A 24,347-nucleotide genomic window follows, 5' to 3' on the forward strand; every position below is an offset into this window, starting at 1 on the left:
GGCCCACCGTCCTGCTGCCGGAGCAGGAGGCGAGGCCGACGGGGCCGGGAAGGTTCGTGTACGTGTCGTGCAATGGTCTCAGCGGTCTCAACATGGTCTTGGCTCGGTACTCGGCTCGTCCCTGCCATGGTCGGGCGACGTCGACTCGGTGACGAGATTCGGCGTTTTATCAGGATTCGTCCGGGTGAGTGCCTGGGAACAGCGGATAGCGTCCTCGGCACTTCTGCCAACACCTTCTGGATTGTCGATGTTCCCGCCCGCACCGGGTTCGGGCGACGTGTTCGCCCTCGGCGTCCCCACCGGGGCTTCAGCAGGAGAATAATGGGTCGACCGTACTGAAGCCATCACCGACCCCAGTACCCGTCAGCGTCAACCAGTGCCGGTGAGTGCTCCTTGCGCGCCCACCGGCCAGAACCCGAACCGATGCGAGGCTTTGTGAGTCAGACGATCCCCTCTCACCCGCCGCAGTCCCAGCGGGAGACACGTCAGCGGGCGGAAGACGCTGCACAAGACGCTGCGGGAGACAACGCGGGCAGCGTCCGCGAGCGCGAGGTGCGCGGCGAGCAGGAGGTCGTCGACCTCGCCTACAGCGAGCTGGACCGTCAGCTCGCCCAGGCCCGTCGTTCCCTGGCCCGTACCGAGGCCCAGGGCGTCAGCGGCACCCACCAGTCACGCGGGGAGCGCGACGCCTACGCCGTGCACTACTCGTCGCTGGTCTCCTCCCTGGAGGGGGTCGAGGACCGCCTGGTCTTCGGGCGGATGGACATGAGCCGGGCGCCCGACGACGCGGCGGGATCAGCCGACGCGGGTACCGCCTCCGGGGCCGGGTCGGCGTTCTCTCCCGGCTCGGGCCGGGGCGTGGGCAGCTCCTCCCCGGTGACCGATGGGGGGCGGCGCCACTACGTGGGTCGGATCGGGCTGCAGGACGCTCAGCACCGCGAGGTGATCCTGGACTGGCGCGCGCCCCTGGCCCGGGCCTTCTACCAGGCCACGGCCTCCCACCCCATGGGGCTGGTGCGCCGTCGGCACATCGACACCCGGACCCGCCGGGTGCTCGGGGTGGAGGACGAGGTCCTCGACCTGGACGCCTTGGGGGCCGACGGCGCCCCGGAGGGCTCGTCCGGGGCCGCGGTGGCCGCCGGGCAGCTGCAGGGCGAGGGCGCCCTCATCGCCGCGATGTCCACGGCCCGTGACGGCCGGATGGGTGACATCGTGGCCACGATCCAGGCCGAGCAGGACCGGATCGTCACCTCCTCGGGACGGGGCGTGCTCGTGGTCCAGGGCGGCCCGGGAACGGGCAAGACGGCGGTGGCGCTGCACCGGGTGGCCTACCTGTTCTACTCCGAGCGCGAGCGCCTGGAGCGCTCGGGCGTGCTGCTGGTGGGACCGTCGCGGACCTTCCTGCGCTATGTGGAGCAGGTGCTGCCCTCCCTGGGTGAGACGGGTGTGGTCTCCACGACGATCGGGGACCTGGTTCCGGGGGTTCGGGCCACGGCGCAGGAGGACGCCCGCATCGCCGAGATCAAGGGGCGCTCCCTGTGGGTCAAGGCCCTGGAGACCGCGGTGCGGGGCCTGCAGCGGGTCCCCGAGGCCCCGCGCGAGATCGAGGTCCAGGGGGTGCGTCTGAGGCTGGAGCCCGGCGACGTGCGCGAGGCGGGCTCACGGGCCCGCCGGGGCGGCAAGCCCCACAACCTGGCCCGGGAGACCTTCGTGCTGTGGCTGCTGGAGCGCCTGACCGACCAGTACGCGGCGGCCACCAACCAGGACGCCTCGGACGCGGACACGCGCGCATGGATCCGCGAGGACATCCGCACCGCCCGCGACGCCCGCCGGGAGATCAACCTGTGCTGGATGCCGACGACGCCCGAGGGGCTGCTGGAGCGGCTGTGGAGCCGCCCGGCCCTCCTGGAGCAGGTGGCCCCCTCCCTGAGCGAGCGGGAGCGGGCGCTGCTGTACCGGGAGCCGGGAGGTGCTCTCACGCCGGCGGACATCCCGCTCATTGACGAGCTGGCCGAGCTGCTGGGCCCCAGTGAGGACGCCCAGGCCCGACGCGCCCGGCTGGAGGCCCGACGCCGCGAGGACCTGGTGGCCTACGCGGCTCAGGCGATCGAGGCCCAGGACCTGGGTGACGGGATGGTCAGCGCCGAGATGCTCGCCGACCGGGTCTCCCAGGGAGGTCCCACGCTCACCCTGGCCGAGCGGGCGCGGGCGGATCGGACGTGGACCTACGGGCACGTCGTCGTCGACGAGGCCCAGGAGCTCGGTGCCATGGCCTGGCGGGCGCTGGCGCGCCGCTGCCCGGTGCGCTCCTTCACGGTGGTGGGGGACCTGGCCCAGTACTCCGGACCCCACGCCCCGGACAGCTGGGGCGAGGTGCTCTCCGCCCTGGGGACGGCGGCGCAGGAGCCTGGCGGGCGGTCCCGGTCCCAGTCCCGTCACCGGGCCCGTTCGCGCTCCCGGCAGGGCAGGCAGTCGGGGCGCTCGCGCGGCGGGTCGACCCCGCTGCGCGAGGAGGCTCTCAGCGTCTGCTACCGCACGCCGGCCACGATCATGGAGGTGGCCGAGGAGACGGTGACGCGGCTGGGTCACCCGCCGGTCTACCCGGTGCGCTCGGTGCGCGACCTGCCCGACTGCCTCGAGATCACTGAGGTCGCTGATATCTCAGCATTCTCCGACACCGCAGAGAACGCGGAAGCCGCTGAGACCACTGAGGCTGCCGGCGTGTGGGCCCAGGCTCTGCGCGAGGCCGTGAGTGAGGAGTCGATCCGTCTTGACCGGGAGGTGGGCGCCGGAGTCGGGCGCATCGCGGTCATCTCGCCCTCGCCTCGCCGCACCGAGGCGCTGCTGCGCCAGGACCCGGACCTGGCCGCCGCGATGGAGGCACCGGGCGGGGACGTGCTGCGCTCGCGGCTGCTGGTGGTCAGCCCGGTGCTGTCCAAGGGGCTGGAGTTCGACGTCGTCGTGCTGGTGGACCCGGCTGACATCGGTGAGCGCAGCGCAGGGGACCTGTATGTGGCGATGACCCGCCCCACGCGCCGTCTGCGGGTGGTCAGCCGTCTTCCCCTGCCGCAGGGGCTTGAGGCTCGTTCCGGCAGCCGGTGAGCGGGATCGCACACGGCCTTCGGCGGCGCTGAGCCCGCAGGTTACGCCACCGTAGGTTACGGTTGCTCCTGACCTCTCGCCGTCGCGTCCGGTGGCGCCCGCGGCGGGCGGGACCTTCCTGTCAGCGGAAGGCTCACGGCAGACAAGGGGGAAGACCCATGAGTGCTCCACGCACGTCGACACCCGCGCAGACCGACGACCGCGCAGACCGCGGTGGCGAGCCCGGTGCGACCGATGACGTCACGTCGACGACCGGCTCGGGCGCCTCACGGGACACCGTTGTCGAGGCCGTCTACCGGTCGGCCGGGGTGCCCGACACGATCGCCGCGGTCAGCGAGCCCCTGTCCTGCATGCTGCGCGACGCCGCCCGGGACTTCCCGGACCGGGTCGCTCTGGACTTCCTGGGTGCCACGACCACCTACTCCCAGCTGGAGACCCAGGTGGCTCGGGCCGCCGAGGCCCTGCGGGGTCTGGGGGTCGGGCGCGGGGACGTCGTCGGGGTGATTCTCCCCAACTGCCCTCAGCACGTGGTCCTGGCCTATGCGGCCTGGCGTATCGGCGCGATCGTCGCCGAGCACAACCCGCTGGCCCCGGCCGCCCAGCTGCGCGAGCAGTTCCACATCCACCGCGGGCGAGTCATCATCGCCTGGGAGAAGACCCTCGAGCGCCTGGTGGCGGCGGTGGGCTCCCTGGAGGCGGCGGGCCTGGGGGACCTGAGCGTGTACTCGGTGGACCTGTCCCGTCACCTGCCGCTGCGCAGCCGCCTGGCCCTGAGGCTGCCGGTGGCCGCCGCCCGCACCCAGCGCCACGAGCTGCGCGGCAAGGTCCCGGCCGGGGTGCGCTCCTGGGACGACCTGGCGGCCTCGACCACGCCCCTGGCCACGGGCTTCCCCCTGCCAGAGGTCTCCGACACCGCGGCACTGCTGTACACCGGTGGGACCACGGGCACGCCCAAGGCGGTGTGCCTGACCCACGAGAACCTGCGCTCCAACGCCGAGATGTCCCTGGCCTGGGCGTCTCGCACCACGAGCCTGGGCAAGGAGACCTTCTACGCCGTCCTGCCCTTCTTCCACGCCTTCGGGATGTCCCTGTCGCTGCTGTGCGCGGTGGGGCTGGCCGCCACCCAGGTGGTGCTGCCCAAGTTCGGGGCGGACCTGGTGCTGGCCGCCTGGAAGCGGCGCCCGGCGACCTTCTTCCCGGGGGTTCCGGTCATGTTCGACCGCCTGGTGACCAGGGCCCGGGCCACGGGCGCCGACCTGTCCTCCTGCACGATCGCCGTGTGCGGGGCGGCCCCCAACCCGCTGGCCGTGGCCCAGGCGTGGGAGGAGGCCACCGGCGGCACGATCATCGAGGGCTACGGCATGACCGAGTCCTCCCCCATCATCCTGGGCAACCCCATCTCTCCTGCGCGCCGGCCCGGCACCCTGGGGGTGCCCTACCCCTCCACGCAGGTGCGGCTGGTGGACCCCGAGAACGTCGAGCGGGAGGTGGCTCCCGGCGAGGTCGGTGAGCTGCTGGCCCGCGGCCCGCAGGTCTTCACCGGCTACTGGGACAACCCCTCAGAGAGCGCCGAGGTGCTGCTGCCCGGAGGCTGGCTGCGCACCGGCGACCTGGTGCGCCAGGAGGAGGACGGCTTCTACGTCATCGCCGACCGCCGCAAGGAGCTCATCATCTCCGGGGGCTTCAACATCTACCCCACGGAGGTGGAGGCCGCGGTGCGCTCGATGCCTCAGGTGGAGGAGGTCGCCGTCGTCGGGCTGCCGGCCGAGGCCGGTAACGAGTCCGTCGTCGCCGCGATCCTGCCCAAGGAGGGCCAGACGGTCACTCTGGAGCAGGTACGCGAGTGGGCGGCCAAGACCCTGTCCAACTACGCCCTGCCGCGGCAGATCGCGATCCTTACCGAGATGCCCCGCTCCCAGATCGGCAAGGTGCTGAGGCGCGTGGTGCGCGAGGAGCTCCTGGCGGCCCGGGAGGCGGCCTCCGGTGCCGCGACGGCGGCGGCCGTCTCCATCGTCGAGCACCTGCCCGGCAGGAGCGAGCGCAGGGACGACGGCAGGCATGACGTCAGGGAGGACTCCAAGAACGATGCCAGGAACGGCCATGCCTCCCACTGAGCTCACCGCCCCTGCGCACCACTGACTGCTTCCACACACCGAGACCGCCCACCCGCCCCCCCACAGACATGAGCAACAGCACCATCGACGCCGGCGCCTCATCACAGCAGGCCGCTGAGGACTACCGCCGCTACCTGCGCCCTCACTACCAGCCGGGGATCCCCGCGGCGATCGAGGTGCCCGAGGGGCCCCTGAGCCGGCTGCTGGAGACGGCGGCACGCTTCTACCCCGACCGGGTCGCCATCGACTTCCTGGGCGCCGCGATGACCTACCGCGAGCTGCTCGAGGCCTCCGAGCGCGCGGCGCAGGTACTGCGCACCTCGGGCGTGCACAAGGGCGACCGGGTGGCCCTCATCATGCCGAACTGCCCGCAGCACGCTGTCGCGCTCTACGGGGCTCTGCGCATCGGGGCGATCGTGGCCGAGCACAACCCGCTGGCCCCCGCCGAGGAGATCCGCTCCCAGCTGGCCGCGCACGGGGCGCGGGTCGTCATCGTGTGGGAGAAGGGCATCGATCTCGTCTGCGCCCCTGGGGATCTTGAGGATCCTGCCGCCCAGGTGGCCGGAGGGGACCGGCTCGGGGGCCGCACGGTCTTCACCGTGGACCTCTCGGCGGCGATGCCGGTGCGCCTTCGCGCCGCGCTGCGCCTGCCGGTGGAGCGGGCCCGCCGGCAGAGGGCCGCCTTCCGGGCGGGCAGCCTGCCAGGCGGCGTGCGCTCCTGGGACAGGGAGGTGGCCGGCGCCCACCGGATCCCCTCGCGCTTCCCCTACCCGGCGGGCTCGGACGTCGCGGTCCTGCTGCACACCGGCGGGACGACCGGCAGCCCCAAGGCCGCGATGCTCACGCACCAGAACCTTCGGGCCAACGCCAACCAGGCCATCGCCTGGGTGCCGATGCTGCACGAGGGCGGGGAGAACTTCCTGTGCCTGCTGCCCTTCTTCCACGCCTTCGGACTGACCTTCAACCTGTTCTGCGCGGTGCAGAAGGCCGCCACCCAGGTGATGCTGCCCAGGTTCTCGGTGGACCAGGTGCTCGCCGCGCACGAGCGGCGCCCCTTCACCTTCTTCGTCGGGGTGCCGGTCATGTTCGAGCGGATCCTCGACGGCGCCCAGAAGAGGGGCACGAGCCTGCGCACCCTGCGCTACGGGGTGTGCGGGGCCGCCCCGATGCCTCCGGAGGTCGGCGCCCGCTGGGAGAAGGCGACCGGCGGATTCTTCGTCGAGGGCTACGGCATGACCGAGACGAGCCCCATCGTCGCGGGCACGCCCATGGGGCCCTCGCGGCGGCTCGGCGCCCTGGGCCTGCCATTTCCCTCCACGGATGTGCGCGTCGTCGACCCCGAGGACCCGGACCCGTCCCGGGAGGTGCCCGACGGCGAGCCGGGCGAGCTGCTGGTGCGCGGCCCCCAGGTGTTCGCCGGCTACTGGGAGGACGAGGCGGCCACCCGGGCCGCGACCCTGCCGGGCGGCTGGCTGCGCACGGGCGACATCGTGCGCCGCGAGGACTCCTTCCTGTGGATGGCCGACCGCAAGCGCGAGCTCATCCTGACCGGCGGCTTCAACGTCTACCCCAGTCAGGTCGAGGCGGCGATCCGCTCCCTGGAGGGCGTGGCCGACGTCGCCGTCGTGGGACTGCCCGACGGCGCCAGGGGCGAGCTTGTGTGCGCCGCCGTCGTCCTGGCCGACGGGGCCACGCCGGGGTCCGTGACCCTGGAGGCGGTGCGCGAGCACGCCGAGCGGACAGTTCCGCGCTACGCGCTGCCGCACCGCCTGGAGATCATCGAGGAGATGCCCCGCTCCCAGATCGGCAAGGTCCTGCGCCGCGTCGTGCGCGAACGGGTGCTCGCCGCAGGCAGCTGACTCGTCCCCAGCCGTCCCTCGCCGACGCTACGGGGTGAGCGCCCGCTCCCAGGGCTCGACGTCGCCGGGGACCACCCGGAAGATCGGGTGCGCCTCGAGGCAGTCCGGCAGGGGCGGGAGCTCGGGGGCACGCCCAGCCAGCTTGACCTCGAGGTGCCTGCGCTCCAAGTCCATCTGCCCCTCGGTCACTGTCAGGCTGACGCCGGTGCAGTCAGCCTCAGGCACGTCGATGCGGGAGGCGTCGAAGCGGTAGCCGCGCCGGACGGCCTCCTCACGCAGCCCCCACAGGTAGGCGGCCACCACCGCAGCCGGCGTCGTCGGGGCGGACACGCCGCGAAAGCGTTCGAGCTGGGGGTGGTTGCGGTAGCCGCGGGTGCGCCCGGCCAGCACCGCCTGGGCCAGCAGTGTCTCCCTCCAACAGGCCACCAGCCCCACGCGGTCCAGGTGGGAGGGGTGAAGCGACCACATGCGCACGGCTGCAGCCCTTTCCGTCTTACAGGCCTACAGCAGTCCAGAGGCGGCCAGGACCTCGCGCAGGGCGGCGACCTCGTCGGCCTCAGCGCGCACGAGGGGCAGGCGCAGGGTGGGGCTGGGCAGGCGCCCCTGCAGGTGCAGGGCCTCCTTGGCCATGACGGCGCCCTGGCCGCCGCCCATGATGGCGTGAACCAGGGGGCGCAGCGTCCGGGCCAGGGCGCGGGCACTGGCCAGGTCACCGGCGTCGACGGCGGCGATCATGTCCCGCCAGGAGTGGGCATCGGCGTGGGCGGCCACGGAGATGACGCCGGAGGCGCCGTGGGCGAGCCAGGCGAAGTTGAGGCCGTCATCGCCGGAGTAGTACTCCAGGCCGGTGGACTCCATACGCTGGAAGCCCTGCTCGACGTCCCCGGTGGCGTCCTTGACGGCCTTGACCCGGGGGTTCTCGGCCAGGCGGGCCAGAGTGGCCTCGGTGATCCGCACACCGGTACGCCCGGGGATGTCGTAGATCATGACGGGCAGGTCGGTGGCCTCGACGACGGCGTTGATGTGCTGGTAGACGCCCTCCTGGCTGGGGCGGTTGTAGTAGGGGGCGTTGATGAGCAGGCCCTCGGCGCCGGCCTCCTGGGAGGCCTGACCGATGCGCACCGCGTGGGCGGTGTCGTTGGAGCCAGCGCCGGCCATGACCATGGCGCGCCCGGCCAGGGCGTCCTTGACCTGACGGATCAGCTCCTGCTTCTCGGGGGTGTGGGTGGTCGGGGACTCGCCGGTGGTGCCCGACAGGAGGATCATGTCGGCGCCGTCGTCCACGAGGCTGGCCGCCAGCGCGCGGGCGGCGTCGAAGTCGACCTCCCCGTCGGGTGTGAAGGGCGTGACCATGGCGACGCCGACGGAACCGAAGCTGCGGGAGGGGGCTGCGCTCATGGTGCCACCCTAACGCGCGCCGGTCCGGCGGAAGACGCGTTCTCACGATCTGTCGGATAGGCGAGGAGCGGTCAGCCTACGAGCCGATTTGTCCGTATGGGACGACTTTGAAGCCTCCGTCCCCTACCAGCGCCGAGACGGGAACCCTCTGACCTGCACAAACGCAATCCGCCCCCGTGAGACGAGCAGTCAAAGTCGTCCCATACGGACACTTTCCCGCCACATGCCTTGCCACCGAGCCTTCTCCAGACCTCGTACCCACGGCGCCCGGGCCTCCGGACGCGACTGCGTGCGGTGCGCGTAGTGTTGTGCTCGTATCCACGGCGCCCGGGCCTCCGACACCGACATGCGCAACGGTCATAGGCTCGGGGTATGGACTCCTCGACCCCCGCAAGCCCCTCGTCTTCCGCAAGCCCGGACGGCTCCTTCCCGGGCGCCGACCCGCTGAACGGGCTCGGCCCGGACCTGGACGCGCGCGCACCGCACCAGCACGCCCATGGCGGCGCCCAGGGCCCGGCGGGCTTCGTGCGCCCGGCCCGGGTGGAGGACCTGGAGGCGATCGGCGAGGTCCAGGCCGCCACGATGCTCGCCTCCCTTCAGGCCGGGCACGCCGCCGAGCACGACTCCCCCCTGCCCGAGGGCGTGCGGGCCATGATCGCCGCTCCGGTCATCGCGGCCGGCTGGGAGGCGGCCGTGGTCGAGCCGCCCTCGCCCCGGCACCACGTCCTGGTGGCGACCACCGCCGGGGGCGGCGCCGAGGACCGGGCGGTGGTGGGCCTGCTGGGCCTGGCCCCCACGCAGTCCATGGACGCCAAGGGCCAGGTGGATGAGGCCGGCGTCCGGGCCGTGGAGGTCACGGCCCTGGGCGTGGAGCCCGCCAGCCAGCGCCGAGGTCACGGGTCCAGACTCCTGGCCGCCGCCGTGGACCTGGCCCGCCAGGACGGCGCCAGGGCGCTGGTGGCCTGGGCCGTGCGCGGAGATGAGTCGGTTGGCCGGCTCCTGGCCTCCGTCGGCATGGCGCCCACCGGGGCGCACCGGGTGCTCGGCGTCGGCGAGGGCATCACCGAGGACTGCTGGGCGGCCTCACTGTAGAGTCCCCCGCCACTCCCCCGCCTTAGAGATCGAGCAGGGCGTCCAGGCCGATGGTCAGGCCGGGACGGCTGGAGACCTGCCGGACGGCGAGGACCACCCCGGGCATGAAGGAGGCCCGGTCGAAGGAGTCGGTGCGGATGGTCAGCTGCTCACCGGGGTTGCCGAGCACGACCTCCTCGTGGGCGGTCAGCCCCCGCAGGCGCACGGCGTGGACGTGGACGCCGTCGACGACGGCGCCGCGGGCACCGTCCGGGTCGGTCTGGGTGGCGTCCGGCATGGCACCCAGGCCCGCCTCTACGCGGGCGGCGGCGATGCCCTGGGCGGTGGCGACCGCGGTGCCCGAGGGGGCGTCGACCTTGTTCGGGTGGTGGAGCTCGATGACCTCGGCGGACTCGAAGTAGGGGGCGGCCTTGGCGGCCAGGCTCATAGCGAGCACCGCGGACAGGGCGAAGTTCGGGGCGATGAGGACGCTGCGGCCGGCGGCCTCGGGCCGGGCCAGGTGCTCGCTGACGCGCTCGTAGGACTCCTGGTTCCAGCCGGTGGTGCCGACGACGACGTCCACCCCGGCGTCAATCAGGGCGTGGACATTGGCCTCGGTGACGCTGGGGACGGTGAAGTCGACGGCGACGTCGGCGCCGGCCAGGTGCTCGGCGTCGAGGGGGTCCCCTACGTCAAGGCGGGCCACGAGCTCGAGGCCCTCGGCGTCCTGGACCGCCTGGCAGACGGTCGATCCCATGCGCCCGGCGGCGCCCACAACAGCTACGCGAATCGTCATGGCTCCACCCTAGCGACTCACTCGCCGGCCGCGGGAGACGTCTTGCCCGTCGGCGCCAGCAGGCCGGGGCGGATGAGCTCCAGCCAGCGCCGGCGGACCTCGACCGGACTGTCAGCGGGGCAGAAGACCATGAGGATGTAGAGGTCGGAGACGGTGAGGTCGGCCCGCAGCCGCCCCTCTTCACGCCCCACCTCGATGAGGCGCTCCAGCGCCTCAGTGGCCCGAGCCTCCGGCTCCGAGCACTCCACCGGCGCCCCCAGGGCCAGCGCGACGGTCTTGGCGGAGTGACTCCTCGCGATCATCTCCAGTGCCCGTTCCAGGAAGTCCAGGAGCTCCTGCGCGGCGTCGGCCCGGCGGGCCTCGACCCGCGCCCACGCCTCCCGAGCGTCTGCGGCCAGGGCCTCGACGTACTGGTTGACGACCGCCGCGAGCAGGTCCGCCTTGTTGGGGAAGTGCCGGTAGAGCGTGCCGACGGCGACGCCGGCCGCCTGGGCGATCTCCCCCATGGCCACCTCGGCGCCTCGCTCGGTCACCAGTCGTCTGGCGGCCTCAAGGATGCCGGTCCGGTTGCGCACCGCATCGGCGCGCCTCGACGACCGCTCCGGCGACGTCCCAGTCGTTGCTGGCTGCTCCGCCCCCTGCTCGACGGCGCCATCCTTCATCCGAGTCACGCTTCTCCGTCCTCCCTGCCTTATCCATTCCGAGCACGAGCCCGTGACGTGCCGAGTGTCTCAGTTGCACAAAGGTGAATCCTCGTTCAGGATATTACATGAACGAAGATTCAGGTTAGCGAGAGGACACCTCAGACGATGACGACCACCACGCCCACCGAGGCCGCCATGACCTCCACCGAGAGCTCCGCATCGGAGCACTCAGAGTATTCGTCGAACCGCACCGCGCTCGTCACCGGAGCCTCCTCCGGCATCGGCGAGGACACCGCCCGCAAGCTCCAGGCGCTGGGCTACACCGTCTACGGCGCGGCCCGTCGCACCGACCGCCTCCAGGCCCTGGCCGCCGACGGCATCCGCCCGCTGGCCATGGACGTCACCGACGACGCCTCGATGAGCGCCGGCGTGGACCGCATCCTCGCCGAGACCGGCCGCATCGACGTCCTGGTCAACAACGCCGGCTACGGCTCCTACGGCGCCATCGAGGACGTCCCGATCGACGAGGCCCGCCGCCAGTTCGAGGTCAACGTCTTCGGCCTGGCCCGCCTGACCCAGCTGGTGACCCCGCACATGCGCACCCAGGGCTCGGGCACCATCATCAACATCTCCTCCATGGGCGGAAAGCTGACCACGCCGCTGGGCGGCTGGTACCACGCCACCAAGTACGCCGTCGAGTCCCTCAGCGACGCGCTGCGCATGGAGCTGCGCCCCTTCGGGATCGACGTCGTCGTGGTCGAGCCCGGCGGGATCCGCACCGAGTGGGCCTCGATCGCCGCCGACCACCTGGAGGCCACCGCCGAGGGCAGCGCGTACGCCGAGCAGATCAAGGCCGTGGCCGGAGCCATGCGCAGCGAGTCCAACCAGCGGCGCTACTCCCCGCCCGAGGTCATCGCCCGCACCGTCGGCAAGATCGTCACCGCCCGCCACCCGCGGACCCGCTACGCGGTGGGCTTCATGGCCAAGCCGCTCATCGCCGCGCGTCGTGTCCTGCCCGACCGCGCCTTCGACCACCTCATCGGCGCCGCCTTCGGGATGCTGCGCTGATCGAGGCCGGCGCGGACCACGAGCACCGGGGCCGACGACGTACTGCGAGCGGCAGCCGTCGTCGGCCCCTGACGTGACTGGGCCGGGTGGCGGCCGACGTCAGTCGACCGGTCCCACGAGGATGCGGGCGCGCTTCTGGTCCACCAACCAGGCGGCCATCTCCCGGACCTCCTCAGGGGTCACGGCCTCCAGGCGGCGCAGGTTGTCCTCCATCGAGCGCAGGCGCCCGGTGACGACCTCGGCGCGCCCCAGGCGCCCCATGCGCGCCAGGGAGTCCTCCCCGCCGAGCACCATGGCGCCGCGCAGCTGGCCCCGGGCCCGCGCCATCTCCCGGTCGGTGACGCCGTGCTCGGCGAGCTTCTCGAACTCGCCGATCATGACGGCGCTCACCTCATCGACGTCGCTGGGGGCGCAGCCGGCGTAGAGCCCGAAGGCGCCGGCCCCCGCGTAGGAGGTGTCGAAGGCGTAGGTGGTGTAGGCCAGGCCCCGCTTCTCACGCACCTCCTGGAACAGGCGCGAGGACATGCCCCCGCCCAGGATGGTGGTGAGCACGCTCATGGCCCAGCGCCGCTCGTCGCGCACGGCGATGCCCTGACAGGTCAGGTACAGGTGGGTCTGCTCGCTCTCGCGCGGGACGGTGATGTCGTGGACGTCCAGGGCCGTGAAGGGCTCGATCTCGAAGCGGCGCTCGCGCGGGACCGCGTCGGGTGAGGCGTCCCAGCCGGCTGCGGCCAGGTCGGCGGCCACGCGCTCGCAGACCTCGTCGTGGTCGACGGCGCCGGCGGCCGCCACCACGAGGGTGTCGGAGGCGTAGGTGCGCTTGTAGTGCTCCCACACGGCGTCGCGCGGCACGGCGGTGACGGTCTCGTTGGTGCCGCCGATGGGGCGGCCCAGCGGCGTGTCCTCGCCGAAGGCGGCGCGGGCGAAGGCCTCCTGGGCAACGTCGGCGGGGTCGTCGGCGGCGTCGGCGAGCTCGGAGACGATGACGCCGCGCTCGGTCTCGACGTCGGTGGGCTCCAGGAGCGAGGAGGTCACCATGTCGGCGAGCACGTCGAGGGCCTCCATGCCGTCGGGGGCGAGCACGCGGGCGTAGTAGGAGGTGTGCTCCTTGGAGGTGGCGGCGTTGGACTCACCACCGATCATGTCGAAGGCCTCGGCGATGTCGTGGGCGTCGCGCGTGGCGGTGCCCTTGAACAGCAGGTGCTCCAGGAAGTGGGTGGAGCCCTCCTGGCCGGGCGCCTCGTCCCGGCTGCCGACGCCGAACCACATGCCGATCGACGCCGAGCGCAGGCCCGGCACGGACTCGGTGATGACACGCACCCCGCCGGGCAGGACGGAGCGGCGGGTGAGAGCCCCGTCGTCGTGCAGGGTCAGCTCGGTACCGTCGCGGCCGGGCCGTCCGCGACGCAGCTCCACCTCGGAGTAGTCGGTCGGGCTCGAGGTCTCCCCTGCTGCCGGGCTCGGGGGAAGGACTGCGGACGTGGGAGCCGCCGGCTGCGCTGAGCCGGTTCGCATGTCTGGGTTGGTCACCCGCGAAGACTAACGGGGAGGTGGGCCCGCTGTCGTTCCGGCAACCCACCGCGCCCTGCCGCGCGCAGCGAACGCGCTGGCGAACGACGGTGCCCTCGCCCGGTCCACTGGACCGGGCGAGGGCACCGTCAAGACGCGTCAGTCGGCTAACGCCGCTGGGAGGGCCTCACTCCTCCTCGGAGGAGTCGGCGGTGCGCATCCGACGGCGGCGCGGGCGACGCTCGCGGCGCGGCTGCTCGCCCTCACCGTCCTTGCTCTCGCGGCTCTCACGCTCACGGCGCGGGCCGCTCTCGCGGGAGGCCTTGCGGGCCGCCTCGCCCTCGGCCTCGGCGGCCAGCTGCTCGTCGGTGAGGACCGCGTGCAGGCTCAGCTTGCCGCGCTGGTCGATCTCGGCCAGCTCGACCTGGACCTTGTCACCCACGCCCAGGACGTCCTCGACGTTCTCCACGCGCTTGCCGCCGACGAGCCGGCGGATCTGGGAGATGTGGAGCAGGCCGTCCTTGCCGGGGGTCAGCGAGACGAAGGCGCCGAAGGTCGTGGTCTTGACCACGGTGCCCACGAAGCGCTCGCCGATCTCGGGCATCTGCGGGTTGGCGATGGCGTTGACGGCGTCCCGGGCGGCCTCGGCCGAGGGGCCGTCGGAGGCGCCGATGTAGACGGTGCCGTCGTCCTCGACCGTCAGGTCCGCGCCGGTGTCCTCCTGGATCTGGTTGATCATCTTGCCCTTGGGGCCGATGACCTCGCCGATCTTGTCCACCGGGATGCGCACGGCCAGCACGCGCGGAGCGGTGGGAGCCATCTCGTCAGGGGTGTCGATGGCCTGGGCCAGGACGTCGAGGATGAACAGGCGGGCGTCACGGGCCTGGCTGAGCGCACCGGCCAGGACCTCGGAGGGCAGGCCGTCGAGCTTGGTGTCCAGCTGGAGGGCGGTGATGAAGTCGCGGGTTCCGGCGACCTTGAAGTCCATGTCCCCGAAGGCGTCCTCGGAGCCGAGGATGTCGGTGAGGGTGGCCCACTTGGTCTCGCCGTCGATGACCTCGTGCATGAGGCCCATGGCGATACCGGCCACGGGGGCGCGCAGCGGGACACCGGCGTTGAGCAGGGACAGCGTGGAGGCGCACACCGAGCCCATGGAGGTCGAGCCGTTGGAGCCCAGGGCCTCGGAGACCTGGCGGATCGCGTAGGGGAAGTCCTCGCGGGTGGGCAGGACGGGCACGAGGGCCCGCTCGGCCAGGTTGCCGTGGCCGATCTCGCGGCGCTTGGGGGCACCCACGCGGCCGGTCTCACCGGTGGAGAAGGGCGGGAAGTTGTAGTTGTGCATGTAGCGCTTGTGGGTGACCGGGGAGAGGTCGTCCACCTGCTGCTCCATGCGCAGCATGTTGAGGGTGGTCACGCCCAGGATCTGGGTCTCGCCGCGCTCGAAGATGGCCGAGCCGTGGACGCGGGGCAGGACCTCAACCTCGGCGGCCAGGGTGCGGATGTCCTTGAGGCCGCGCCCGTCCATGCGCACGCCCTCGGTGAGGGTGCGGTGGCGCACGATCTTCTTGGTCACGGAGCGGAAGGCGGCCTTGAGGGCCTTGGTGTCCTCCTCGGTGGGGAAGGACTCGGCGAGCTCGGCCAGGACCTCGTCGCGCACGGCGTCGGTGGCCAGGTCACGGGCCTGCTTGCCCTCGGTGGCGATGGCGGCGGCCAGGCCGTGGGCCTCGGCGGCCTTCTCGACGGCGTCGTACTGCTCGTCGGAGTAGTCCAGGTAGAGGGGGAACTCGGCGGTGGGCTTCGAGGCGTGCTGGGCGACCTCGAGCTGGGCCTCGCACAGGGCCTTGATGTGGGGCTTGGCGGCCTCCAGGCCCTCAGCGACGACGGCCTCGGTGGGGGCCACGGCCCCGGCGTTGATGAGCTCCCAGGCGTGCTCGGTGGCGCCGGCCTCGACCATCATGATGGCGACGTCGCCGGACTCCAGCACACGGCCGGCCACGACCATCTGGAAGGTGGCGCGCTGCTGCTCGGAGTAACGGGGGAAGGCCACCCAGTGCCCGTCGATGAGGGCCAGGCGGGTGCCGGCCACGGGCCCGGAGAAGGGCAGGCCGGCGATCTGGGTGGACATCGAGGCGGCGTTGATGGCCAGGACGTCGTAGTCGTCGTCGGGGTGGATGGCCAGGACGGTCTCGACGACCTGGACCTCGTTGCGCAGGCCCTTGACGAAGGAGGGGCGCAGCGGGCGGTCGATGAGGCGGCAGGCCAGGATGGCGGCGGTGCCGGCGCGGCCCTCGCGGCGGAAGAAGGAGCCGGGGATGCGACCGGCGGCGTACTGGCGCTCCTCGACGTCCACGGTCAGGGGGAAGAAGTCGAACTGGTCCTTGGGGTGCTTGCCCACGGTGGTGGCGGACAGGACGGCGGTCTCACCGTCGAGGTAGGCCATGGCGCTTCCAGCGGCCTGCTTGGCCAGGCGGCCCGTCTCGAAGCGCGCCACGCGCTTGCCGAAGGAGCCGTTGTCGATCACTGCCTCAGCGGCGGTGACCTCGGGGTCATCAATGAACATGAAGTCTCTTTCTCGCGATCGTCGAGCCGGTCCGTGGCCTTCGATCGAGGCCCACGGAGCCTGGTCCTCCAGCGCGTGGATCTCCATGATCCGACGGCGCGGGAGCGGTTCCGGAGGCCACCACCGAAAACCGACGGGGCCGGCAGCGCTCCGGGTCTCTTCCCGGAGACAGGGCTGCGGCACCCCGTGCCCCTCACCGGTTCTCACGCTGGGAGAGCGTCGAAGAGCCGTCACGAGTACGCAGAGGGCGCAGCCGCGCAGATTCTATCGTGTGCGGCCTCATCATGCCGATCGGCGCCGCCGAGTGCCACGTGAGATGAGACGCGCGGGACCTTCGATTCTGGACCGGACTCGCCCCGGCGTGACAAGGTAGCGCCAATGACAGGACAAATAATCCTGTCTCACCTCTTCTTCTCAGGAGCGTCAACGATGACCTACCGCATGATCTTCAACCAGACCGGCTACTTCGGCAGGGGCGCGATCGCCAACATCGCCCCAGAGATCGCCCGCCGGGGCCTGACCAGGGCCTTCATCGTCACCGACCCGGTGCTGGCCGACAACGGCACCGCGACCCGCATCACCGACCTGCTCGATAAGGCCGGCATCGGCTGGGAGATCTTCTCCGACGTCGTCCCCAACCCGCCGGTCGAGAAGGTTCAGGCCGGGCTGGCCGCCTTCCGCGCCTCGGGCGCCGACGTGCTCATCGGCCTGGGCGGGGGCTCGCCCCAGGACACCTGCAAGGCGATCTCGGTCATCGCCACCAACCCCGACTTCGAGGACGTGCTGAGCCTGGAGGGCCTGTCCCCCACCACCAGGCCGGGCGTGCCGATCATCGGCGTTCCCACGACCGCGGGCACGGCCAGCGAGACCACCATCAACTACGTCATCACCGACACCGCCAAGCAGCGCAAGTTCGTGTGCGTCGACCCCCACGACATCCCGGTCCTGGCCATCGTCGACCCCGATCTCATGGACGGCATGCCCCGCTCGCTCAAGGTGGCCACCGGGCTGGACGCCCTCACCCACGCCATCGAGGGCTACATCACGCCGGGAGCCTGGGCGCTCTCCGACGCCCTGTGCCTGCGCTCCATCCAGATGATCGCCGCCAACCTGCGCGCCGCGGCCGACGGGGACGCCGACGCCGTCGAGCAGATGGGTCTGGCCGCCTACATCAACGGCATGGCCTACTCCAACGTCGGGCTCGGCCTGGTCCACGGCATGGCGCACCCGCTGGGCGGGCGCTACAACGCCCCGCACGGGGTGGCAAACGGGATCCTGCTGGCTCCAGTCATGGCCTTCAACGCCGAGCACACCGGGGAGAAGTACCGGGACATCGCCGAGGCCTTCGGGGTCGCCGACGCCCAGACGATGCCGCTGGACGAGGCGCGCGCAGCGGCCGTGGAGGCCGTGGCCCAGCTGACGCGGGACCTGGGCAACCCCACGCGGATCTCCGAGGTCGGGGTGGAGGCCGACGGTATTGAGGCCCTGACCGACGACGCCTTCGCCGACGTGTGCACGCCGGGCAACCCGCGTCCTGCGACCCGCGAGGACATCAGGGCGATCTACGCCTCGCTGCTCTAGGCGCCTCGGGGCACCCGGAAGACGCCGTGCGGCCCGGCTCCCCAGGACGGGGGCCGGGCCGCACGGCTCGCGACCGTCAGCGCGCTCAGCGGCGGATGCCGAGGCGGGCGATGAGGGCGCGGTAACGCTCGATGTCCTCCTTCATGAGGTAGTCCAGGAGGCGGCGGCGCTTACCGATGAGCAGGTAGAGGCCGCGACGCGAGTGGTGGTCGTGGGCGTGGCCCTTGAAGTGCTCGGTGAGGTTGGAGATGCGCTCGGTGAGGATGGCGACCTGGACCTCCGGGGAGCCCGTGTCACCCTCGTGGGTGGCGTACTCGGCGATGATCTCTTGCTTGCGCTCGGGGGTAACCGACATAGCGGACTCCTTCGGGTCTCGTTGCACGGAGCGCCGGGGCAGGTTCTCCCGGGCATGAGGTATCCGTGGCCGATCGACGGCCTGCCAACCTTACCAGCGTCGCCGCACGCCGATCGCGCCGGCCGCTGTGTGAACCGGCACAGCCCGGGGGCGGAGACGGGATGCGCCGACGCCGCACCGACGCCGAACGCCCCTCGGGCGCGCTGCCCCCGGAAAGGCTGCGGCAACGGCGGCTCACGGCGACTACTGCGCGGTGACGTCCTCGGGGCGGATCGGATCGGGCACCGGGACGCCCAGGATCCGGGCGGTGTCCTCGATGTCGGTGCGCATCTGGACCAGGAGCGGGTCCAGGCCGTCGAAGGCGAGCATGGGGCGCAGGCGCTCGACGAGCTCGATCCCGACCTCCTCGCCGTAGAGGTTGAGGTCGGCGCGCCCCAGCACGTGGGCCTCGACCGTGCGCTGGGGGACGTCGTCGAAGGTGGGGTTGGTGCCGATCGAGATGGCGGCGGGCAGGCGCTGGCCGGTGGCGTCGGCACCGCTGCCGCGCACCAGCCAGCCGGCGTAGACACCGTCGGGCGGCACGACGCCGGCGGTGGCGGCCTCCAGGTTGGCGGTGGGGAAGCCGAGCTCGCGCCCGCGGCGCAGCCCCCTCACGACGACGCCGCGCAGCCGGTGAGGACGGCCCAGGACCTGGTGGGCCTGCCCCATGTTCCCCTCCTTGAGGCACTGGCGGATCCAGGTCGAGGACCAGCGCCGCCCCTGGCGGGAACGGATCTTGGAGACGATCTCGACCGCGAAGCCGTCAGCCCGTCCGATCTGCTCCAGGGTGGCGGCGTCCCCGGAGTTGTGGCAGCCGAAGCGCACGTCGTCCCCGACGACGACCGCCCGAGCGCCGAGCAGCCCCTCCAGCCAGGTGCGCACGAAGTCCTGCGGGCTCTGAGCCGCGAAGTCGAGGGTGTAGGTGATGACCAGGACCGCGTCCAGGCCGAGGTCCCCCAGGGAGGCCAGGCGATCGGTCAGTGAGGTGATGAGGGGCAGGTCCACCTCCGGCTGGTGGACGCTGCGGGGGTGCGGGTCGAAGGTGACCGCGACGGCCAGGGGCCGCTCGCCGTCGCGGGTGAGCTCTTCGGAGAGCTCGACGACGCGCCCCAGGACCGCCTGGTGCCCGCGATGGACGCCGTCGAAGATGCCCATCGTGACCACCGTGCCCGGCCCGTCCGGTGCGCTCAGGCTCGCTGGCACCTGCTCGGCGCCGTACCAGACCTCCACTGTCGACATCCCTGCTCTCGTCTGCCCGCGGGACGCGCTGCGTCCCCTGCCGCATTGTTCACGTTGCTGTCCAGATGTCACGGCGCACGCTCCCGACCTGCACAGACGGGACGGGACGGCGGCTCGTGCGGGACAACCCTGCCACGGCCGCACCGCCGGGCGCGACCTCACGGAGCGCGACACGCCTTGACGCTAACCGACCGCCGGTCTATTCTCGATATCGACCGACGGTCGGTTAGCGTCGAGAACGCTTCCAGGACATGAGAAAGAGCCGCACGGAACACGCACCGGGCAGAAAGACTTCAAGGAGGCCGCCGCCATGCTGATGCGACTGCTCAAGGCCGACCTGGCGCGCGGAGCCGTCGTGGCCGCCACCCTGACCGCCCTCATCGCCCTGGCCGCCACCCTGATGTCGGCCGGGACGTCCCTGGTCGTGGACAGCCTCACCGCAACCAGCCGGCTCTCGCAGCGGGCCAAGCTGCCGGACCTGGTCCAGATGCACACCGGGCAGGTCAACGACGACACCCTCCAGGCCGTCGACCAGTGGGCCCAGGCGCGCAGCGACGTCACCGGGCACGAGGTCATCAAGACCCTGCCGGTGCCGCGCCAGGAGCTCTCCATCGACGGCGTCAACCAGTCCGACTCCTACAACGAGCCCGCCTTCGTCACCTCCCCCAAGCACCTCGACCTGCTGCTCGACGACAACGGCAGCCCCGTGGCCCCGGGGCCGGGTGAGGTGGTCCTGCCGATCCACTACCGGGCGATCAAGGCCGCCGACGTGGGCGACACCGTCACCGTCAGCGGGGTGGGTCGGACCACGACGCTCAGAGTCGTGGGCTTCGCGCGCGACGCGCAGATGAACGCCGCCATGATCCCCTCCAAGCGCCTGGTGGTCTCTCCCGAGGACTTCTCCGCTCTGGAGCAGCAGATCAGCGAGCCCGAGTACCTCATCGAGCTCGACCTGGCCACCTCGGCTCGCCCCGGTAGCGTCATCGAGGCCTACAAGGACGCGGGTCTGCCCAGCAACGGGATTGACATCAGCGCCTCGATGATCCAGCTCATGAACTCCCTGAATGTCATGCTCATCGTGGCCGTGGCCCTGGTGGTGGCGATCGTGCTGGCCGTGGTGGCCATCCTCGCCCTGCGATACACGGTGCTGGCGGCCATCGAGACGGACCTGGCGCAGATCGCCGCGCTCAAGGCCATCGGGGCGCCTCAGAGCCGGATACGTCGTCTCTACGTGCTCAAGTACCTGGCCCTGTCGGCAGCCGGGGCAACCGTCGGCTACCTGGCTGGTCTGCCCCTGGCCGCAGCGCTGGAGGCTCCCACGACGCTCTACCTGGGCAGGCCTCCGACAACCGTCTGGAGCGTGGGGCTGCCCGTCATCGCGGTGCTGGTTCTGGCGGCCCTCGTCATCGGCTTCACCTGGCTGGCGCTGCGGCGCATCGGACGCATCTCGGCCGTCGAGGCGCTGCGCAGCGGCACCAGCGCCTCCCTGCGTACGCGCCGCCAGCACTGGAGACTCACCGGCCTGCGCCGCCTTCCGGTCCAGGTGTGGCTCGGGGCGCGTGAGGCGCTGCGCCCCTCCAACGCGCTGCTGCTCGGCGTTCTGGCCCTGTGCACCCTCACCATGATCCTGCCGGCGAATGTCTCCACCACCCTGAGCGACCCGCGGATCGCCACCTACCTGGGCGTCGGCCAGGCGGACCTGCGCATCGACGTACGCACCGGGGTCGAGGACCTGGCCACCGTGGAGAAGACGGTCGACTCCGATCCCCGCGTCAGCCGGCACACCACCGTGCTGCGCCGCAGCTACAAGATGTCCACGAGCAGTGGCAGCTGGGAGACGGTCCTCATCGACATCGGGGACCACGATGCCTTTCCCATGAAGTACGTCTCCGGCCGCGGCCCCACCACGGACAATGAGGTCTCCCTGTCCTACAGCCAGGCCCAGGCCGCGGGCGCCCAGGAGGGCTCCACCGTCACCGTGCAGACCACCCAGGGCGACCGGGATCTCACAGTGACGGGCATCTACCAGGACATCACCAACAACGGGAAGACCGCCAAGGCCACCTTCGACGACGGCTCCCCCGCACTGTGGCAGATCATCTACGCCGACGCCCACTCACCCGACCAGGCCGGCGCCGTCGCGAAGGACCTGAGCCAGGAGTATCCGGGGGTGCAGGCGATCGGCATGAACCAGTACGCCTCCCAGCTCTTCGGGGCCACCGGCGCCCAGGTCCGTCTCATCACCACGATGGCGTGCGCCATCGCGCTGGGGCTGTCCTTCCTCATCACGGTGCTGTTCACCGTCCTCATCATCTCTCGGGAACGGCCTCAGACGGCTGTGCTCCTGGCACTGGGCTGCACCCGGCGGGCCGTGGCAGGCCAGTACTTCATCCGGTTCGGCATCCTGGCTCTGGCCGGGGTCGCCCTGGGGCTCCTGGCCGCCTTCACGGTGGGCGGCTCCGCGATCGGGGCGCTCATGGCCACACGCGGCGCACCGGACCTTCAGCTTCTTCCCAACCCGTGGCTGGTGGGGATCGTCCTGCCGGGGGCGCTGCTGGCCACCGTCATCGGCGCCGTCGCCCTGGCGCTCAGGCGCCTGCGCACCATGCCCCTGTCCACCACCCTGACCACCGGCGAGTAAGGAGACAGACAATGAGCAACCCCAGCGCTTCCAGCAGCTCCACGGCAACCGAGGCGGAGCCGGCCGCCGCCCCGGGGACAGGACAGCCGGCTCTGCGGGTCCAGGGCCTGTCCAAGAGCTACCACTCCCCCGTCCTGACGAACCTTGACCTGGAGATCGCGCAGGGGCAGTTCGTCGCCATCATGGGCCCCTCGGGTTCCGGCAAGTCCACGCTCCTGCACTGTCTGAGCGGCATGGACCGACCCGATGCCGGATCGGTGCTTCTGGGCGACACCGAGATCACCACCTTGAGCGAGAAGGAGCTGGCGGCGCTGCGGCTGTCGCGCTTCGGGTTCGTCTTCCAGCAGCCCCATCTCATGACGACCCTGTGCCTGCTGGACAACATCGTCCTGCCCGGGTTCCTGGCGGGTAAGCGTGCGCGCACCGAGGTCACGGTGCGGGGGAAGGAGCTCATGGAGCGCATGGGGATCGCGGACCTGGCCGCCAACGGCGTCACCGAGGTCTCCGGGGGCCAGCTCCAGCGTGCCGGGATCTGCCGGGCACTGATCAACGATCCCGGGATCGTCTTCGCCGATGAGCCGACCGGGGCGCTCAACTCGGCCACCGCGCTGCAGATCCTCGATCTGCTCGGCCAGGTTCATGCGTCAGGGACAACCCTCGTCATGGTGACCCATGACGCCCAGGTGGCTGCCCGGGCGGACCGGGTTCTGGTGCTCGTGGACGGGCGGATCGTGGAGGACCTCGCTCTGGGCCGCTACGAGGAGGCTGAGGAGCGGGCAGAGCCCTCCTCCCGCCTGACCACGGTCACCGAGGCCCTTCAGCGCCGCAGCGTGTGACGCATCCGGGCTCAGTGGCCGTCAGTGGCCGCCGCAGCCGCAGCCGCCACCGCTGGAGGCCGGGGCGGAGATATCCCGCAGGCCCAGCAGGTTGCCGGCCTTGTGACCGGGGGTGACGCCCTGCGGGGCGGCCGCACCCAGCGCCGTCGTGACCGCTGAGGCGATGGCCACCGGGTCGACGGCCTCCGGGGAGAGCTGCTGAGCCGAGTGCGCGGTGGTCGGTGAGGCGGCCTGCACGGGTGCCGGCCGGTGGTCCTCCCCCAGGGGCTGGGCCACCTCCGGCGCGGCGGCGCGCTCATCCTGTTTGCTGCCCTGCTGTCCGTGGCCGCCGCAGCCGCAGCGGCATCCGGTACCGGTCTGACTCATCGTGTCTCCTTGTCAAGAACGCTCATCGTGCCCGCGTGCGCCGTAGGACCTGCGGGGCCCATCCGCCTCCGCTGTCGCGTCTCAAGCTGGGTCCAGGACCAGGACCGGGCGGGCGCGCGAGCCTTGAGGCGTCAACAGTGCCACGAGCCGCCCCTCGGGCGCGAATCCGGCAACTACGCGCCGCCCCTGAGCCTCCTTGGACGTCACCGGAGGCGAGTCACCCGCGGGTGCCTGGGCCCGTTCCAGGGCCGTGACGTCGAGAGGCTGCCCGAAGCGCAGCCCGCGCGCCTCGGCCTCCGTGAGAGACAGACGCTCGAAGCAGCGCCGGGCGACCTCCTCCAGCGGGATCGTGGTCAGGCCGCGGGGGCGGGTAGAGGCGGCGTCGTCCTGCACCTGCTCGGACAGGGCCGTCAGGGTGCTGGCCTCGCAGATGTCGAAGGGGCCGACGCCGGTGCGCCGCAGCGCGGTCAGGTGCGCCCCGCATCCCAGTGCCCGGCCCAGGTCCCTGGCCAGGGCCCGCACGTAGGTTCCCGAGGAGCAGGAGACGACGACGTCGAGATCAACCACGTCGACCATGCCGACCACGTTGGTCAGGTCGGCTGACGGCGGAGCGACGACGCCAGCGCTCATCTGGCGTGGCTCGCCGGTGATGCGCAGCTCGTGGACGGTGACGGGCCTGGCCTCCAGCTCGACCTCCTGGCCGTCACGGACCCGCTTGTAGGCGCGTACGCCGTCGACCTTGACGGCTGAGACAGCACTGGGCACCTGCTGGATCAGACCGGTCAGGCCCGCCAGCGCCTCCTGGAGACGATCCGCGGGCAGGTCGTCGGCGCGGCAGCCGTGAGCGGAGACGAGCTCGCCCTCGGCGTCCTCGGTGGTGGTCTCGATCCCGAGGCGGATGGTCGCCTCGTAGGTCTTGTCCGCCCCCACCAGGTAGGTGAGGAAGCGGGTGGCGCGTCCGATGCCCAGGACCAGCAGGCCGGTGGCCATGGGGTCGAGGGTGCCGGCATGGCCCACCTTGCGGGTGGCGGCCAGGCGCCGGGCGGCGCCGACGACGTCGTGGCTGGTCAGCCCCTGGGGCTTGTCCACCAGGAGGACCCCGTCGGAGGCGGCCACGGCGCCACGGGCGACGTCGGGGCGGCGCCGACGCGCTCGGTGCTGATCGCCTC

General features: G+C 71.8%; 18 protein-coding genes. 8 read left to right on the top strand and 10 right to left on the bottom strand.

The window, feature by feature from the left end:
- Nucleotides 1–423 precede the first annotated feature (423 nt).
- The 3 genes from EL340_RS05440 (at nt 424) to EL340_RS05450 (ending at nt 7,075) form a co-directional block, all read left to right on the top strand.
- Nucleotides 424–3,102 carry a HelD family protein gene (locus EL340_RS05440; RefSeq protein WP_126413766.1) on the top strand — a complete coding sequence of 893 codons (2,679 nt, stop codon included), beginning with the start codon at nt 424–426 and terminating at the stop codon, nt 3,100–3,102.
- A 158-nt stretch (nt 3,103–3,260) separates the two neighbouring features.
- On the top strand, nt 3,261–5,216 hold the full coding sequence (locus tag EL340_RS05445; protein WP_126413767.1) for an AMP-binding protein: 1,956 nt from the start codon (nt 3,261–3,263) through the stop codon (nt 5,214–5,216).
- A gap of 68 nt (nt 5,217–5,284) precedes the next feature.
- The gene (locus EL340_RS05450) at nt 5,285–7,075 is read left to right on the top strand and encodes an AMP-binding protein (RefSeq protein WP_126413768.1); all 1,791 of its coding nucleotides are present in this window, start codon (nt 5,285–5,287) and stop codon (nt 7,073–7,075) included.
- 27 nt (nt 7,076–7,102) lie between these two features.
- Here the strand turns inward: EL340_RS05450 and EL340_RS05455 are convergent, their stop codons facing one another.
- Complete coding sequence (locus EL340_RS05455; protein ID WP_197722355.1) at nt 7,103–7,549, bottom strand: pyrimidine dimer DNA glycosylase/endonuclease V; 447 nt, start codon at nt 7,547–7,549, stop codon at nt 7,103–7,105.
- 27 nt (nt 7,550–7,576) lie between these two features.
- Nucleotides 7,577–8,473 carry a 4-hydroxy-tetrahydrodipicolinate synthase gene (gene dapA, locus EL340_RS05460; RefSeq protein WP_126413769.1) on the bottom strand — a complete coding sequence of 299 codons (897 nt, stop codon included), beginning with the start codon at nt 8,471–8,473 and terminating at the stop codon, nt 7,577–7,579.
- Nucleotides 8,474–8,845: 372 nt separating this feature from the next.
- On the opposite strand from dapA, the gene EL340_RS05465 reads away from it, so the two are divergent.
- On the top strand, nt 8,846–9,565 hold the full coding sequence (locus tag EL340_RS05465; protein ID WP_126413770.1) for a GNAT family N-acetyltransferase: 720 nt from the start codon (nt 8,846–8,848) through the stop codon (nt 9,563–9,565).
- A gap of 22 nt (nt 9,566–9,587) precedes the next feature.
- Here EL340_RS05465 and dapB read toward each other — a convergent pair whose 3' ends face one another.
- Both dapB and EL340_RS05475 read right to left on the bottom strand, forming a co-directional pair.
- The gene (dapB, locus tag EL340_RS05470; RefSeq protein WP_126413771.1) at nt 9,588–10,340 is read right to left on the bottom strand and encodes a 4-hydroxy-tetrahydrodipicolinate reductase; all 753 of its coding nucleotides are present in this window, start codon (nt 10,338–10,340) and stop codon (nt 9,588–9,590) included.
- Nucleotides 10,341–10,357: 17 nt separating this feature from the next.
- On the bottom strand, nt 10,358–11,002 hold the full coding sequence (locus EL340_RS05475) for a TetR/AcrR family transcriptional regulator (protein ID WP_126415333.1): 645 nt from the start codon (nt 11,000–11,002) through the stop codon (nt 10,358–10,360).
- Between the two features lie 147 nt (nt 11,003–11,149).
- Between EL340_RS05475 and EL340_RS05480 the strand changes: the two genes are divergently transcribed.
- Nucleotides 11,150–12,052: an oxidoreductase gene (locus tag EL340_RS05480; RefSeq protein ID WP_126413772.1), complete on the top strand. Its 903-nt coding sequence runs from the start codon at nt 11,150–11,152 to the stop codon at nt 12,050–12,052.
- A gap of 99 nt (nt 12,053–12,151) precedes the next feature.
- On the opposite strand, the gene EL340_RS05485 is transcribed toward EL340_RS05480, so the two are convergent.
- Both EL340_RS05485 and EL340_RS05490 read right to left on the bottom strand, forming a co-directional pair.
- The gene (locus tag EL340_RS05485) at nt 12,152–13,567 is read right to left on the bottom strand and encodes a M16 family metallopeptidase (RefSeq protein WP_126415334.1); all 1,416 of its coding nucleotides are present in this window, start codon (nt 13,565–13,567) and stop codon (nt 12,152–12,154) included.
- A gap of 181 nt (nt 13,568–13,748) precedes the next feature.
- Nucleotides 13,749–16,121, bottom strand: a complete 2,373-nt coding sequence (locus EL340_RS05490) for a polyribonucleotide nucleotidyltransferase (RefSeq protein ID WP_126413773.1) — start codon at nt 16,119–16,121, stop codon at nt 13,749–13,751.
- A gap of 429 nt (nt 16,122–16,550) precedes the next feature.
- Between EL340_RS05490 and fucO the strand changes: the two genes are divergently transcribed.
- A complete protein-coding gene (gene fucO / locus EL340_RS05495) occupies nt 16,551–17,702 on the top strand; it encodes a lactaldehyde reductase (RefSeq protein WP_126413774.1) in 1,152 nt (383 codons plus the stop codon).
- A gap of 85 nt (nt 17,703–17,787) precedes the next feature.
- On the opposite strand, the gene rpsO is transcribed toward fucO, so the two are convergent.
- Both rpsO and EL340_RS05505 read right to left on the bottom strand, forming a co-directional pair.
- The gene (gene rpsO / locus EL340_RS05500; protein ID WP_126413775.1) at nt 17,788–18,057 is read right to left on the bottom strand and encodes a 30S ribosomal protein S15; all 270 of its coding nucleotides are present in this window, start codon (nt 18,055–18,057) and stop codon (nt 17,788–17,790) included.
- 243 nt (nt 18,058–18,300) lie between these two features.
- Nucleotides 18,301–19,326 (bottom strand): bifunctional riboflavin kinase/FAD synthetase, encoded by a 1,026-nt coding sequence (locus EL340_RS05505; protein WP_126415335.1) that lies wholly within the window; start codon nt 19,324–19,326, stop codon nt 18,301–18,303.
- A gap of 319 nt (nt 19,327–19,645) precedes the next feature.
- On the opposite strand from EL340_RS05505, the gene EL340_RS05510 reads away from it, so the two are divergent.
- Nucleotides 19,646–21,976, top strand: a complete 2,331-nt coding sequence (locus EL340_RS05510) for an FtsX-like permease family protein (protein WP_126413776.1) — start codon at nt 19,646–19,648, stop codon at nt 21,974–21,976.
- Nucleotides 21,977–21,987: 11 nt separating this feature from the next.
- The gene (locus EL340_RS05515; RefSeq protein ID WP_126413777.1) at nt 21,988–22,812 is read left to right on the top strand and encodes an ABC transporter ATP-binding protein; all 825 of its coding nucleotides are present in this window, start codon (nt 21,988–21,990) and stop codon (nt 22,810–22,812) included.
- Between the two features lie 21 nt (nt 22,813–22,833).
- Here EL340_RS05515 and EL340_RS05520 read toward each other — a convergent pair whose 3' ends face one another.
- Together EL340_RS05520 and truB are read right to left on the bottom strand one after the other, a co-directional pair.
- A complete protein-coding gene (locus EL340_RS05520; protein ID WP_126413778.1) occupies nt 22,834–23,178 on the bottom strand; it encodes a hypothetical protein in 345 nt (114 codons plus the stop codon).
- An 81-nt stretch (nt 23,179–23,259) separates the two neighbouring features.
- A complete protein-coding gene (truB, locus tag EL340_RS05525; RefSeq protein ID WP_232023290.1) occupies nt 23,260–24,294 on the bottom strand; it encodes a tRNA pseudouridine(55) synthase TruB in 1,035 nt (344 codons plus the stop codon).
- Nucleotides 24,295–24,347 lie beyond the last annotated feature (53 nt).

The sequence above is a fragment of the Actinomyces viscosus genome, from assembly GCF_900637975.1.
Lineage (GTDB): Bacteria > Actinomycetota > Actinomycetes > Actinomycetales > Actinomycetaceae > Actinomyces > Actinomyces viscosus.